This is a genomic window from Nocardioides bizhenqiangii, assembly GCF_034661235.1.
GTDB classification, from domain to species: Bacteria; Actinomycetota; Actinomycetes; order Propionibacteriales; family Nocardioidaceae; genus Nocardioides; species Nocardioides bizhenqiangii.
The window spans coordinates 4,039,000-4,053,634 of the sequence record NZ_CP141059.1 but is presented as its reverse complement, the minus strand read 5'-3'; the positions used below and the strand labels follow the sequence as shown (position 1 = coordinate 4,053,634).

The 14,635-nt window shown below is 70.9% G+C and carries 13 protein-coding genes; 10 read left to right on the top strand and 3 right to left on the bottom strand.

Going from position 1 to position 14,635, the window contains the following annotated elements; genetic code table 11:
- The first annotated feature begins 95 nt into the window (after nucleotides 1–95).
- From glgX to treZ, 3 genes are read left to right on the top strand one after another with little or no spacing between them, the layout of a single operon-like run.
- Nucleotides 96–2,270 (top strand): glycogen debranching protein GlgX, encoded by a 2,175-nt coding sequence (glgX, locus tag SHK19_RS19770; RefSeq protein WP_322938714.1) that lies wholly within the window; start codon nucleotides 96–98, stop codon nucleotides 2,268–2,270.
- Nucleotides 2,267–4,600, top strand: a complete 2,334-nt coding sequence (gene treY / locus SHK19_RS19765; protein WP_322937235.1) for a malto-oligosyltrehalose synthase — start codon at nucleotides 2,267–2,269, stop codon at nucleotides 4,598–4,600. Before glgX ends, treY begins: the two co-directional genes overlap by 4 nt.
- Nucleotides 4,597–6,354 (top strand): malto-oligosyltrehalose trehalohydrolase, encoded by a 1,758-nt coding sequence (gene treZ, locus SHK19_RS19760; protein ID WP_322937234.1) that lies wholly within the window; start codon nucleotides 4,597–4,599, stop codon nucleotides 6,352–6,354. Before treY ends, treZ begins: the two co-directional genes overlap by 4 nt.
- Here the strand turns inward: treZ and SHK19_RS19755 are convergent.
- Nucleotides 6,344–6,973, bottom strand: coding sequence for a TetR/AcrR family transcriptional regulator (locus tag SHK19_RS19755; protein WP_322454695.1), 630 nt, complete (start codon nucleotides 6,971–6,973; stop codon nucleotides 6,344–6,346). The two genes, treZ and SHK19_RS19755, sit on opposite strands and share 11 nt — an antisense overlap.
- Nucleotides 6,974–7,029: 56 nt before the next feature.
- Between SHK19_RS19755 and SHK19_RS19750 the strand changes: the two genes are divergently transcribed.
- From SHK19_RS19750 to SHK19_RS19720, 7 genes are all read left to right on the top strand, one after another.
- Entirely contained in the window at nucleotides 7,030–7,305 is a 276-nt protein-coding gene (locus SHK19_RS19750; protein ID WP_322454696.1) for a hypothetical protein, read from the top strand.
- 51 nt (nucleotides 7,306–7,356) lie between these two features.
- Complete coding sequence (locus tag SHK19_RS19745) at nucleotides 7,357–7,863, top strand: SigE family RNA polymerase sigma factor (protein ID WP_322937233.1); 507 nt, start codon at nucleotides 7,357–7,359, stop codon at nucleotides 7,861–7,863.
- On the top strand, nucleotides 7,860–9,308 hold the full coding sequence (locus SHK19_RS19740; RefSeq protein WP_322937232.1) for a PASTA domain-containing protein: 1,449 nt from the start codon (nucleotides 7,860–7,862) through the stop codon (nucleotides 9,306–9,308). Before SHK19_RS19745 ends, SHK19_RS19740 begins: the two co-directional genes overlap by 4 nt.
- Before the next feature lie 69 nt (nucleotides 9,309–9,377).
- Nucleotides 9,378–9,920 (top strand): pilus assembly protein HicB, encoded by a 543-nt coding sequence (locus SHK19_RS19735; RefSeq protein WP_322454699.1) that lies wholly within the window; start codon nucleotides 9,378–9,380, stop codon nucleotides 9,918–9,920.
- Nucleotides 9,921–9,951: 31 nt separating this feature from the next.
- Complete coding sequence (locus SHK19_RS19730) at nucleotides 9,952–10,770, top strand: DUF4097 family beta strand repeat-containing protein (RefSeq protein ID WP_322454700.1); 819 nt, start codon at nucleotides 9,952–9,954, stop codon at nucleotides 10,768–10,770.
- Between the two features lie 99 nt (nucleotides 10,771–10,869).
- Entirely contained in the window at nucleotides 10,870–11,004 is a 135-nt protein-coding gene (locus SHK19_RS19725) for a hypothetical protein (RefSeq protein WP_322454701.1), read from the top strand.
- A gap of 80 nt (nucleotides 11,005–11,084) precedes the next feature.
- Complete coding sequence (locus SHK19_RS19720) at nucleotides 11,085–12,989, top strand: CocE/NonD family hydrolase (RefSeq protein WP_322937231.1); 1,905 nt, start codon at nucleotides 11,085–11,087, stop codon at nucleotides 12,987–12,989.
- Here SHK19_RS19720 and SHK19_RS19715 read toward each other — a convergent pair whose 3' ends face one another.
- Both SHK19_RS19715 and dcd read right to left on the bottom strand, forming a co-directional pair.
- Entirely contained in the window at nucleotides 12,990–13,961 is a 972-nt protein-coding gene (locus SHK19_RS19715; RefSeq protein ID WP_322937230.1) for a siderophore-interacting protein, read from the bottom strand.
- Between the two features lie 45 nt (nucleotides 13,962–14,006).
- Complete coding sequence (dcd, locus tag SHK19_RS19710) at nucleotides 14,007–14,582, bottom strand: dCTP deaminase (RefSeq protein ID WP_322454703.1); 576 nt, start codon at nucleotides 14,580–14,582, stop codon at nucleotides 14,007–14,009.
- Between the last annotated feature and the right edge of the window lie 53 nt (nucleotides 14,583–14,635).

The following is a 14,635-nucleotide window of genomic DNA, read 5'->3' as shown; positions in this document are numbered from 1 at the left end:
CCCCCCGACGCAGGGACCAAGAGATCGGTTTGGGGTAATGGGTGCATGCGACGTCGGGCGAGCGTCCTGGCGCGTAGGGAGGGTGCTTGATCGTGGTGGAGACCTGGCCCGGGTCGGCGTACCCGCTCGGCGCGACGTTCGATGGCAGCGGCACCAATTTCGCCCTGTTCAGCGAGGTCGCCGAGCGGGTCGAGCTGTGCCTGGTGGACGTGGACGACTCCGGCCGACGGACGGAGGCGCGGGTCGACCTCACCGAGGTCGACGCCTACGTCTGGCACGGCTACCTGCCCGAGGTCCAGCCCGGCCAGTGCTACGGCTACCGGGTGCACGGCCCGTGGGACCCCGCGCAGGGCCTGCGCTGCAATCCGAACAAGCTGCTGCTCGACCCCTACGCGAAGGCGACCCGCGGTGAGATCGACTGGGACCAGTCCCTGTTCGGCTACGACTTCGACGAGCCCGGCAGCCGCAACGACGCCGACTCCCTCGACCGCACCATGCTCGGCGTGGTGATCAATCCCTACTTCGACTGGGAGGGCGACCGGACCCTGCGCACGCCGTACGCCGAGACGGTGATCTACGAGGCGCACGTCAAGGGGATGACGGCGACCCACCCCGACGTGCCCGAGAACCTGCGGGGGACGTACGCCGGCCTCGTGCAGGAGCCCGTCATCGAGCACCTGCAGAAGCTCGGCGTCACCGCGATCGAGCTGATGCCGGTGCACCAGTTCGTGCACGACGACGTGCTGCTGAAGCGAGGCCTGCGCAACTACTGGGGCTACAACACCATCGGGTTCTTCGCGCCGCACGACGGGTACGCCGGCCACGTCGGCGTGCCCGGTCAGCAGGTCCAGGAGTTCAAGTCGATGGTGAAGTCCTTCCACCAGGCCGGCATCGAGGTGATCCTCGACGTCGTCTACAACCACACCGCGGAGGGCAACCACCTCGGCCCGACCCTGAGCTTCAAGGGCATCGACAACCCCGCGTACTACCGCCTCGTCGACGACGACCGCCAGTACTACATGGACTACACGGGCACCGGGAACTCCCTCAACGCCGGCAGCCCCCACTCGCTCCAGCTGATCATGGACTCGCTGCGCTACTGGGTGACCGAGATGCACGTCGACGGCTTCCGGTTCGACCTCGCCTCGGCTCTGGCCCGGGAGTTCTACGACGTCGACCGGCTCTCGACGTTCTTCGAGCTGGTGCAGCAGGACCCCGTGGTCAGCCAGGTGAAGCTGATCGCCGAGCCGTGGGACGTCGGCCCTGGCGGCTACCAGGTCGGCAACTTCCCGCCGCAGTGGACCGAGTGGAACGGCGCCTACCGCGACACGGTCCGCGACTTCTGGCGCGGCGAGCCCAACCTGGGTGAGTTCGCCAGCCGGCTGGCCGGCTCGTCCGACCTCTACGAGCACTCCGGTCGCCGTCCGGTGGCGAGCATCAACTTCGTCACCGCCCACGACGGCTTCACCCTGCGGGACCTGGTGTCCTACGAGCACAAGCACAACGAGGCCAACGGCGAGGACGGCCGCGACGGCGCCGACGACAACCGGTCCTGGAACCACGGCGTCGAGGGCCCGACCGACAAGGACGACGTCAACAGCGCCCGCGCCCGCGACCAGCGCAACCTGCTCGCCACCCTGCTGCTCAGCCAAGGGGTCCCGATGGTGCTGCACGGCGACGAGCTCGGCCGCACCCAGGAGGGCAACAACAACACCTACGCGCAGGACTCATCGCTGAGCTGGATCGACTGGGACCGCGTCGACTCCCCTCTCAACGAGTTCGTCGCCGAGCTCACCCGGCTGCGGCACGAGCACCCGTCCCTGCGACGCCAGCGGTTCTTCACCGGCAAGTCCGTCCGCACCGGCGAGGGGGAGCGCCTCAACGACATCGTCTGGCTGCACCCGGACGGACGGCCGATGGTGGACGGGGACTGGACCGGCGGCCAGCGCGCGCTCGGCATGTACCTGAACGGCGACGGGATCGCCGGTCGCGACCGGCGCGGCCAGCCGATCAAGGACGACCACTTCCTGATCCTCTTCAACGGCGGTGACGCCGTGTCCCTGACGTTGCCGGATGCTGAGTACGCCGCCAGCTGGCAGGTCGTGCTCGACACGACCGGCGAGTGCGACACCGACCAGGCGCTCGCCGCCGGCACCACGTTCGACCTCCCGTACCGAAGCGTCGTCGTGCTGCGGCAGTGGCACGCGCAGCCCGCCGCGGTCGACGTCAGCCCGGCCGCGTCCGTGGCATCCATGACGGCCGACGCATGACCTCGGTGCCGAGCAGCACCTACCGGCTGCAGATCACCGAGGACTTCGACCTGGACGCCGCGCTCGCGGTGCTGCCGTACCTGGACGAGCTCGGGGTGGGCTGGCTCTACCTGTCCCCGCTGCTCGAGGCACACCCCGGCAGCACGCACGGTTACGACGTCGTCGACCCGGGCCGGATCGATCCCGCCCGCGGCGGACCGGAGGCTCTCGAGCGACTGTCGGCGGAGGCGCACCGGCGCGGCATCGGCATCGTCGTCGACATCGTGCCCAACCACGTCGGGATTCAGAGCCCGGCGACCAACGGGTGGTGGTGGGACCTCCTGCAGCACGGCCGCGACTCGCGGTTCGCGACGTTCTTCGACGTCGACTGGGCGGCCGGTGGCGGCAAGGTGCTGGTCCCGGTGGTCGGCGACGACGACCTGGCGGAACCGAACGGCCCGATCGGCAACCTGCACGTCATCGACGGCATGCTCGGCTACCACGACCACCGGTTCCCCCTGGCGCCCGGCAGCGACGGCGACACCGACGACCCCCGGGTCGTCCACGACCGCCAGCACTACCGGCTGGTGGGCTGGCGGGCGGCCGACCAGCACCTCAACTACCGACGGTTCTTCGCGGTCAACACCCTCGCCGGCGTACGCATCGAGGACCGCGACGTCTTCGAGGCGACCCACGCGGAGATCGGCCGCTGGTTCCGCGAGGGCCTCGTCGACGGCCTGCGGGTCGACCACCCGGACGGCCTGCGCCACCCGGCGGCGTACCTCGACGACCTGGCCGGACTCACGGGCTCGGCCTGGGTGGTGGTCGAGAAGATCCTCGAGCCGGGGGAGGAGCTCCCGCAGCGCTGGCAGACCGCGGGCACGACGGGTTACGACGCGCTGGCGCTCATCGACCGGGCGCTGGTCGATCCCGCCGGCGAGACGGCGCTCGGTGACCTGGACGACCGGCTGCGCGGCGGCGTGCCACCCTGGCCGGAGCTCGTCCGCGACAACAAGCGGCAGGTCACGGAGACGATCCTCAACGCGGAGGTACGCCGCATCGCCCGTGAGCTGGCGCGCGAGCTCGACATCGAGCCCGCCCAGGCGTGGCGGGCCGATGTCGAAGGGGCGCTGGTCGAGCTGTTCGCGGCGTTCCCCGTCTATCGGAGCTACCTGCCCGACGGGCACGAGGTCCTGACAGGTGCGGCCGATGTGGTGCGCCGGGACCGGCCCGACCTGGGCACGGCACTCGACCAGGTGCTGCCGCTGCTGGAGGACCGGGTGCGGGCCCCGTCGCTGCGGTTCCAGCAGACCAGCGGCATGGTGATGGCCAAGGGTGTCGAGGACCGCGCGTTCTACCGGTGGAGCCGGCTGACCTCGCTCAACGAGGTCGGCGCCGACCCCGACCACTTCGCGCTGGCGCCGGTCGACTTCCACGCGGCGATGGCGCGCCGGCAGGAGCGCACACCGGCGGCGATGACCACGCTCAGCACGCACGACACCAAGCGGAGCGAGGACGTCCGCGCCCGGATCGCGGTGCTCGCGGAAGACCCGGCGTGGTGGTCGGAGACCGTCGAGGCACTGCTCGCCGTGGCGCCGGCGCCGGACCCCGGGTTCGCCAACCTGCTTTGGCAGGCCGCGCTCGGTGCCTGGCCGCTCTCGCGCGACCGGCTGCACGCCTACGCCGAGAAGGCGATGCGGGAGGCCGGCGACCGGACGTCGTGGACCGATCCCGACCCGACGTACGAGAAGGCCGTGCACGCCCTGGTCGACGCTGCGTACGACGACACCGCCGTGCGGTCGATCGTCGAGGCCGCCGCGGAGCGGCTGGCCGGCCCGGGGTGGAGCAACGCGCTCTCGGCCAAGGTGCTGAGCCTCACGATCCCCGGCGTCCCCGACGTCTACCAGGGCAGCGAGCTGTGGGAGCGGAGCCTGGTCGACCCGGACAACCGCCGGCCCGTCGACTTCGAGCTCCGCGCGTCCCTGTTGTCGGACGCGATCCCACCCGCGCGACCGACGGGCCTCGACGACCCGGGGCTGGCCAAGCTGCACGTCGTCCGCCATGCACTGCGGCTACGGCGCGACCGTCCCGACCTCTTCGGCGGCTACACCCCGGTGCCGGCGACCGGCTCCGCCGCGGGGCACGTGCTCGCGTTCGACCGTGGTGGCGCGGTCGCGGTCGTGACCCGGCTGCCCCTCGGGCTCGCCGCCGCGGGCGGCTGGGGCGACACCCGGCTCGAGCCGCCGGCGGGACGGTGGCTGGACGTCTTGACCAATCGCCCTGCCGATGCCGCCGTCGCCGGGCTGCTCGACACCCTGCCGGTGGCGCTGCTGGTGAGGGAGGAAGCATGACCTTCGAGGTGTGGGCGCCGCGCGCGTCGCGGGTCCGGCTCAGCCTCGGCGACGAGGTCCTGCCGATGAGTCCGTCGGAGGGTGGCTGGTGGGCGCCGGCGGCCGAGCTCAGCGACCTTCCGGACGGGACCGTCTACGGCTACCTGCTCGACGACGACGAGAAGCCGTTGCCCGACCCGCGCACGCGGCGCCAGCCGGACGGGGTGCACGAGCGGTCAGCGGTGTTCTACCCCGGCGACTTCGCCTGGACCGACCAGGCGTGGACCGGCCGCCAGCTCGCCGGTGCGACCATCTACGAGCTGCACGTCGGGACGTTCACCCCGGAGGGCACCCTCGACGGCGTCGCCGAGAAGCTGGACCACCTGGCCTCGCTCGGCGTCGGCTTCGTCGAGCTGATGCCGGTCAACGCGTTCAACGGCACGTGCAACTGGGGCTACGACGGCGTGCTGTGGTCCGCCGTGCACGAGCAGTACGGCGGACCCGCTGCCTATCAGCGACTCGTCGACGCCTGCCACCGCGCCGGCATCGGCGTCATCCAGGACGTCGTCTACAACCACTTCGGCCCGTCCGGCAACTACCTGCCCCGCTTCGGCCCGTACCTCAAGGGCGGCCGCAACACCTGGGGCGACCTGGTCAACCTCGACGGTGACGGCTCCGCCGAGGTGCGGCGCTACATCCTCGACAACGCGCTGATGTGGCTGCGCGACTACCACGTCGACGGCCTCCGCCTCGACGCGGTGCACGCGCTGGCGGACGAGTCCGACACCCACCTGCTGGAGGAGCTGGCGAAGGAGGTCGAGTCGCTGTCGGCGCACCTCAACCGGCCGCTGACGCTGATCGCCGAGTCGGACCTCAACGACAGCCGGATGGTGACGCCGCGTGAGGGTGGCGGCTACGGACTCGACGCCCAGTGGAGCGACGACTTCCACCACGCGGTGCACGTCGCGCTGACGGGCGAGACCGCCGGCTACTACGCCGACTTCGCCCCGCTGGGCTCTCTGGCGAAGGTGCTCAACGACGGCTTCTTCCACGACGGCACGTACTCCAGCTTCCGCGGCCGTGAGCACGGCCGGCCGGTGGACACCGACCCGATGCCCACCTGGCGGCTCGTGGTGTGCGCGCAGAACCACGACCAGATCGGCAACCGCGCGCGGGGTGACCGCACCGCGGAGCATCTCGATCCGAGCCGGCTCCTTTGCGCGGCCCTGCTGACCCTCGGGTCGCCCTTCACCCCGATGCTCTTCCAGGGCGAGGAGTGGGCGGCCAGCACGCCGTTCGCGTTCTTCACCTCCCATCCGGAGCCGGAGCTCGCGAGCGCCACCGCCGAGGGCCGGCTCGCCGAGTTCGAGCGGATGGGCTGGGACCCGGACCAGGTCCTCGACCCCCAGGACCCAGCGACCTTCGAGTCCAGCGTCCTGCGGTGGGAGGAGTCCTCGGCCGGGCACCACGCGCAGGTGCTCGCCGGCTACCAGCGCCTGGCCGCGCTGCGCCGCGAGCACCCCGAGCTGACCGACCCGAGCTTCGGCCGGGCCACCGTCGACGAGGACCGTCGCCGGCTCACGCTGGAGCGGGGTCGGCTGGCGATCCACCTCAACGTCGGCGAGGAGGAGTGGGAGATCGAGACATCGGAGGTGCTTTTCAGCACGACGGCCGCGGTGTCCGCTGACCCGGCGGCGACGACGGTCCGCCTCCCGTCCGGAACGGCTGTCCTGTCACGCGCGCCGACCACGTCGCGTCGTCCTGTCACTGGATGACGGACTGCAGGAGCATGCGCGACAGCCATTTCTCGTAACGCTCGGGGGACCATCCGTAGTCGCCGATCAGCATGTCGGCCACGTGGGGACTGTAGAGGACGTAGAGCGTCGCCTCGGCCTCCTCCTGAGTCGTTCGCAGCCCGTCGGCACCGGCGAGCATGGCGGCCGCGGTGACCATCTCCTCACGTCGGGCCATCTTGACCGCATGCATCATGGCTGCCAGCTCGGGATCGGAGGCCGCGGCCTCTGCCGTCACCCGCAGTATCGGCGCAACGCGTTCCATGATCGAGCGGGCCAACGCGGCGTCCAACTCTGCCCGACGGCGGGGGTCGGGCTCGGCGGCGACGGCCTGAGCCTCTGGGCGGTTTGTCATCTCCACGGGTTCGTCCGCGCCGGCGATCGTGCTCTCGATCAGTTGTCGCAGCAGCTCGCGCTTGTTGCCGAACACGGCGTACACCGTCTGGACCGCGACGCCCGCTCGCTCGGCGATCGCCTGGATCGTCGTGGCGGTGTAGCCGGTGGTGACGAACAGATCGCGGGCTGCGTCGAGGATCGACCGGCGGGTCGCGCGGGCCTGGGCGTCGCGCTTGGCGGAGGAGTACGACCTCTTGACAGTCACATCAATAGAGTAGCACTATAATGAATAGAGTCATCCTCTAGCGAACGGACAAGACCATGGCTTACGCAACACTGATGGAGTTCGACGTCGACTTCGACACCCACGTCAAGCTCAGCGAGGCGATGGGTGACGCCCCGATCAAGGGGCTCATCCTCCACGCAGGGGGTCCCAGCGAACGCGGTGTCCACAGCCTCGACGTGTGGGAGAGCAAGGAGGACTCAGCGCGGTTCTTCGCCGAACGGATGGTGCCGGTGCTGCAGCAGCTGGGCATCGAGGGCGGGCCGCCGCTCAGCGTCCAGGAGTTCGAGATGCCCTTGCTGCAGCGGGGGTGAAGCTCGCCGCGGCTGCGCGGAACCATAACGGCCGGCTCGCCGGTCTCTAGGGTGACCCGGAGACCAGGAGCCCTGCCGATCAACATGGACTTCACGACGTACGTCGCAGCGCGCCGCACCCGCCTGGTGCGGACCGCGGTGCTGCTCGGTTGCCCGCGGGCGGACGCGGAGGACGTCGTCCAGACCGCGCTGCTGAAGTGCTACCGCTCCTGGCGCCGGGTCGTCCGCGCCGACCACCCCGATGCCTACGTGCACCGGGTGCTGGTCACCACGCTCGCCGACGCCCGCGCCCGGCGCTGGCACGGCGAGCTCCCGACCGAGACCCTGCCCGAAGCCGACCACGACAGCGACGCTGATGGTTGGGCGGTCGGCATCGCCGTACGACGGGCGCTCGCCGAGCTCTCGCCCGAGCACCGCGAGGTGCTGGTCCTCCGGTTCTACGCCGACCTCTCCGAGCGCGACACCGCCGCCGCGCTCGGCGTCGCACCCGGCACGGTCAAGTCCCGCACGTCCCGTGCGCTCGCCGCGCTCGCCCCACACGTGGAGGCCCCCCGATGACGACAGAGCCCACTGAAGACTTCACCGACGACCAGGCCCGCCGACTGCTTTCGAAGGCCGCCGCCACCATCGACGTCGACGAGACCGCGCCGATGACGCTGACCGGCCTGCCCGAGCCGCGGCCGCGCCGGTGGCCGGTGCTGGCCGCGGCGGCTGCCGTGGTGCTCGCGATCGGCGCCGGCTACCTGGTGGCGCAACAGCTCGGTGACGACCCGCAGCCTGCTCCTGTGGTCGACAAGACCGATGCTGCCGACCGGGAGCCGGTCGAGCAGGAGCACGTCTACACCGACGACCAGATGCCGTCGCTGCTCGGCTACACCGAGGACGAGGCCACCGAGCTCATCCACTCGCGCGGCAACCCCCTCCGCATCAGAGCGGAGTACAGCTGCGAGCTTCCGAAGGGCTACGTCATCGGGACCGACCCGGGCCCGGGGTCACCGCTCGCTCCTAACGACGAGGTGGAGATCCGGGTGATCGCTGGCATCCTCCGCGAAGCGCGGTGTTTTCCAGCTGGGCAGGGTGTGTGGGACCTGGTCAGGTTCGCCCGCGGGCTCGGCCCGGCGCCCCCCTTCCCGGACGAGGTGAGCATCGCCGTCGGAGAGGGCGAGTTCGTCACGCTCACCGCGGAAGAGGCGGCAGACCCGGCGAACTGGGTGCTCTGCGACAACGGCGAGTGCCACTCGCCGCTCGCCGCGCTCGAGCAGGTGCTGACGGCACCGGAGGAGAGAGACGACGGGTACTTTGCCTCCACCTTCCTGGTCGTCACCGACGACCTTCCGGTCCTCGAGGGTCCGGAACCGGTCTGCCTGACGCAGGACCCGATGGGCACGCTCGTTGCCGACAAGGTTCACAGCGCGACCTACGTCTACGTCGACTCTCCCTTCGACGGCGCTCGGCTGTGCCCTCCGCCGCCGGTGATCCAGATCGACTGGACGGAGGACCAGAGAATCGCATCAGTGCGGCTGCGGCTGGCCGTCGAGGCGGAGACCATCGACGAGGAGACGCTGGCGGGGAGCCTGGAGCGCCTGTCGTCGGCGACCCGGTTCGTCGCCTGGGCTCGCGGTGAGGGTCGGGCCCCGGAGTTCGCGGGACGGGTGCGAGTGATGTTCTTCGGCGGCGGAGCGTTCGGACACCCTGGTTGGACCGACGACCCGGAGAGCCGGTCGTCCTACGCCGGCTGCTCCGGCCCCGGCTTCCCCGACTGCGCCCTCGACCCGGTTGCGCTGCTGGTCCGCCATCACGGGCGGGTCGTGGCGACGGAGGGCCGCTCGACCTGTGCGGACGGAGGGGAGGTGCCGGCGCGTTTCGGCGAGGCCGAGGCCGACGTGGTCCGTCTCGAGGAGCCGGAGCCGGCCAGCTGCCGGAATGCCTGGGCGATCGAGCTCTGGATCGACGAGGACGGCGTCATCTACGGGGTCAACCAGGCGGGTTCCGGCCCAGGGTGACGCAGCTTTTCGTCATTGTGACGCCACTATGGCTTGACATGACATCACAATGATGTCAGTGTGATGCACATGGACATCACCCCCTACGTCGAGAACCTCCGCCGCGACCTCATCGCAGCGGCGGACAGCGCGGGAGAGGAGGCGCGGCAGACCGCCGAGCGCCTTGGCTACGCGCTCGACCCCTCCGCTCGCCTCGCCCTGATGGAGGCGATCAGCCAGGCCGCGTCCGAGATCACCGCCGCGATGCCGACCGGCAGCGTCGACGTACGTCTCGACGGCCGCGACCTCGACTTCGTCGTCCAGGCCCCGCAGGCCACCGCCCCGGCGCCGCCGCTGCCGCCGCCCCCGCCGGCTCCGCCGGTGCCGGGCGAGGCGGCGATCGAGGAGGGGCTGGCGCGGATCACGCTGCGGATCCCCGACTCCGTCAAGACCAAGGCCGAGGACGCCGCGGCCGCCGCCGGCCAGTCGCTCAACACCTGGCTGGTCAACCTGGTCCGCGCCGCCACCAACGACCGCGCCATCCATGTCGACGTCGACCTGTCCAGCCTGCCTTTCGGTGGCGACTTCCCCTTCGGGAAGCGCGGCAACCGCCGCGTCACCGGCTGGATCTGACACCCATCCCCTACCGATCCTGGAGATCGCCATGCCCGAACACCGTTTCGACACCCCCGAACCCGTCCAGCTCTACGTCGAGAACGGCAGTGGCCACATCGACGTGACCGCCGCCGACGTCACCGAGACCGAGGTACGGATCGAGGGCCGGCACGCCGACCAGGTCGAGGTCGTCCACGACCGCGGCCAGGTCAGCGTCATCGCACCCAAGAGCCGTGGTCTCTTCGGCGACCAGAAGCTCGCGATGGACATCGTCGTGCCGAGCGACAGCAGCGTCGTCCTCAAGAGCGGCAGCGCCGACGTCCGCGTCTCCGGCACGGTGGCGACCGCCAAGGTCAAGTCGGGGTCCGGCGACGTGAGCCTCGAGCAGGTCACCGGCTCCGGCTCCATCGACACCGGCTCCGGCGACGTCGCGCTCACCGCGGCCGAGGGCGAGCTCCGGGTGCGCAGCGGCTCGGGCGACGTCTTCGCCGCGCGTCTCGGCGCGGCGACCACGGTCTCGAGCGGATCCGGCGACATCCGGATCGAGCACGCGGCCGGCCCGGTTGTCGTCAAGACCGGCTCCGGCGACCTCGACATCGCCCACGCCGGCGACGACGTGATGATGACGACGGGCTCCGGCGACACCGTCATCCGCGCGGCGACGCGCGGCAAGATCACCAGCAAGGGCGCGTCCGGCGACATCCGGATCGGCGTGCCCGCCGGCACCCCGGTGTGGACCGACATCACCACCGTGAGCGGCACCGTCAGCTCCGGTCTGGAGGGTGTCGGCGAGCCCGAACCGGGCTCCGACTACATCGAGGTCCGCGCGTCCACGGTGTCCGGCGACATCCACCTGGTGCCCGCGTGAACAGGCCTGGTCAGGCCGCCGCCACTGTCGGTGGCGACTGCTTGAGTAGACACATCGACCACGAGTGCCGGCCCACTCAGACGAGAGGAGGTAGCGATCATGATCGAACCCGCCAATGAGCTCCGCGTCCGACAGGAGATCGCCGACCGGATCGCTCGCGCCGACCGCCGTCGGCTCACCGCCCGCATCAAGTCCAGCCGGCGTGCCCGACGCTCCGGTCTCGAGTTCCTCTGAGTCCGACGGCATCTCAGCCGTCGACCCGTGACCACGGTCACCGCTCCCTCGTTTAGCCTCCGGGTGAACGAGGGAGCTCTATGTACCGCCACCGTCTCGGCACGCTCGCAGCCGCGGGCACTCTGACCGCGCTGCTCGGCGCCGGCCTCGCCGCTCCGGGCGGCTCCGCGTCCGCCGTACCGCCGGGTCCGGCGCAGGTCCGCACTCCTCCCCAGGCCGCCGCCTCTGTCGCGAGCAGGTGGGAGCCGCGGCCGGAGCAGTACCCCGGCACCGTCACGACCACCGACCTCCCGATCAGGATGGACGACGGCGTCGTGCTGCGCGGCGACCTGGTCCAGCCGGCGAACGCGCAGGGTGAGGCGATCGCCAGGAAGCTTCCCGTGATCGTGATGATCACGGCCTACAACAAGTCAGTGATCGCGGCCGGGACCGGCGGCCTCGGGGGCCCGGGCGCGTCGTACCTGGTCAAGCGCGGCTACAACTACCTCTTCGTCGACGCGCGCGGCACCGGCAGCTCGGGCGGCAGGTGGGGCGCGTTCAGTGCGCGGGAGAACAAGGACGCCGGCAGGATCGTCGGCTGGGCGCACCGCCAGGACTGGAGCAACGGCAAGGTCGGCATGGCCGGTGCTTCCTACATGGGCATCAGCCAGCTGATGGCCGCCGGCCACCACGCGCCCGGTCTGAAGGCGATCTTCCCGCAGGTCCCTGGCGCCGACGTCTACCGCGACATCGTGGCTTCCGGCGGCCAGATCGACGTCGGCTTCATGCCGCTGTGGCTCGCGCTGGTGACCGGCACCGGCCTGATCCCGCCGGCGTACGTCGGCAGCGACCCTGCGTCGGCGATCGGCGTGCTCGTCGACCACCTGATGGCGGGCGGACAGTTCACCCTGCCGCTGACGCTCAGAGCCCTTCTCGGCCAGGACCCTTCCTACGACGGGCCGTTCTACCGCGAGCGGTCCGCGATCGAGTACATCGACGACGTCACCGTGCCGACCTTCATGGTCGGCGGGGAGTTAGACCTGTTCCAGCGCGGTACCCCGATGCTGTTCGAGGAGCTCCAGCGCAACGGGGCACCGGTGAAGATGATCATCGGGCCGTGGGACCACCTCGAGGGCTCCTCCGGGGCGGACGTCGGCGACGCGGGCCACGGCACGATCGCCGAGCTGCAGCTGCGGTGGTTCGACCACTGGATCAAGGGCCGCAACGGCCACCTCGGCGAGATCGCGCCGGTGACCTACTTCGAGCAGGGCTCCGACCGGTGGCGCACCGCGCGCACCTGGGTCGACCGCGACAGAGGCGTGCACACCCGGCTGCTCTCCGGCACCTCGATGCAGGGCGGCAAGGCCGGCGGGCTCCGCACGGCGCCCGGGTCCGGGGGCGAGTCGACGCTGCTGCCGGTTCCGGTCTCGGGGCTCTGCACCCGCTCCACCAACCAGTGGACCGCGGGCATCCTCAACCAGATCTGGCCGGACAACCCGTGCTTCGCCAACAACGACATCAACGACCACACCGGGCTCATCTTCCAGACCCGCAGGCTCGACCGCGCCGTCCACTTCCGCGGCCCGATCAACGCCCACCTCTTCGTCTCGTCGCTCGGCGGCGACGGCATGCTGTCGGTCGCCGTCGAGGACGTCGCACCGGACGGCACCGTCACCCGGATCACCGGCGGGTGGCAGGTGATCTCCCAGCGCAAGCTGATCAAGACCAGGTCGCGGTACCTCGACGGCAGGCTGATCCAGCCGTGGCACCCGTTCACCCGCGCGTCGAAGGACAAGCTCGCCCCCGGCGAGATCGCCCCGGTCGACGTCGAGATCTTCCCGACAGCGGCAGTGATCAGGCCCGGTCACCGGCTGCGCCTGACCATCCAGGGGTACGACGTGCCGCACCTGCTCGCGCCGATCCCCGACATCCCCGGCCAGGCACTGCCGATCACGCTCTACACCGGGCCCGGGCACCGCTCCTCGCTCACGCTGCCCGGACAGTGATCAGGAGCGCATCGCGACGCCCTCGCGCCAGTAGCCCATGAACGCGACCTGGCCGCGGTCGATGCCGAGATCGTTGACGAGCCGGCGGCGCAGGCCGGTCACGACCTTGGACTCGCCGGCGATCCAGGCGTAGAGCCCGGCGTACGGACCGTCCGCCATCGGCACCCGGGTGGCCTCCGCGACCTGCTCGCCGGAGGAGGAGTGCACCGGGGTCTCCCACAGGTCTGGGTCGACCTCGTCGTCGCCGACGGCCGGCGCCGTCTCGGCCGTGCCGGTGAGCCAGGCGATGACGGCGGCGTGCAGGCTGGCGCCGCGGGGCGCGTCGCCCCGGGGGAGCCAGGTCACCTCGACGCCCTCGGGCGCCACGACGTCGCGCTGGATGTCCTCGGCGGACGGCACCTCGACGAACGCCGCGCCGGTGGCGTCGGCCGGGAGGTCGCGGAGCACGCCGCGGATCGCCGGGACGGCGGTCTCGTCGCCCGCGAGGAGCAGTCGGGTCGCCGTCCCGGGGGACCACTCGATGCCGCCGAACTCGTGGCCGCGGCGCGGGGCCAGGACGATCAGCCGGTCGCCGGGCTGCGCCCGGAGCGCCCACTCGTTGCCGGGGCCCGAGTGCTCACCCGGCTCGTGCACGACGATGTCGACCACGAGCCGGGACCCGGCCCCCGAGCCGGCCAGGTCCCGGATCGTGTAGGTGCGCATGGAGCCCCGCTCTTCCTCGGGGATCTGCATCCAGGTGTCCCACCAGGACTCGTTCATGTCGGCGAAGGAGGGCAGGTTCCCGGCCGCGTTGGGGAACACGATCTTCATCCGCTGGTCGTAGAGCGGTCCGGCGGCGCCGCACTCGGCGAGCCCCGGGCCGGCCAGCTCGATGCGCACGAACGACGGCGAGACCCGCTCGACCCGCTGCACCTCGACCTCGTCGAGGATCATCGGGAGGCTGGCGACGTACTCGTTCTTGGTGGCGGTCACACGGGTTAGGTTAACCTAACCTTCCTTGGCGGCCGACTGCGGCGGTCAGATCTTGGTCCGGTGGAACTTCAGGTAGGACCGTGACGGCGTCGGGCCGCGCTGGCCCTGGTAGCGCGAGCCGTACTTCGCGGATCCGTAGGGGTGCTCGGACGGCGAGGTCAGCCGGAAGAAGCAGAACTGCCCGATCTTCATGCCGGGGTAGAGCTTGATAGGCAGCGTCGCGACGTTGGCGAGCTCGAGCGTGACGTGGCCGGAGAAGCCGGGGTCGACGAAACCCGCCGTGGCGTGCGTGAGCAGGCCGAGCCGGCCCAGCGACGACTTGCCCTCGACCCGCGCCGCGATGTCGTCGGGCAGCGAGACGACCTCGTAGGTCGAGCCGAGCACGAATTCGCCCGGGTGCAGGATGAACGGGTTGTCGCCCTCCGGCTCGACCATCCGGGTCAGGTCGGACTGGTCGGCGGCGGGGTCGATGTGCGGGTACTTGTGGTTGTCGAAGACCCGGAAGAACCGGTCGAGCCGGACGTCGATCGACGACGGCTGCAGCATCGCCGGGTCGTAGGGATCCATGGCGATCCGCCCGGCGTCGATCTCCACGGTGATGTCCCGGTCGCTCAGCAGCACGTCGGCACCCTAGCCGAGCGGCTCGGCGCTTGGTCAGTGCCCGAGACCGTCGG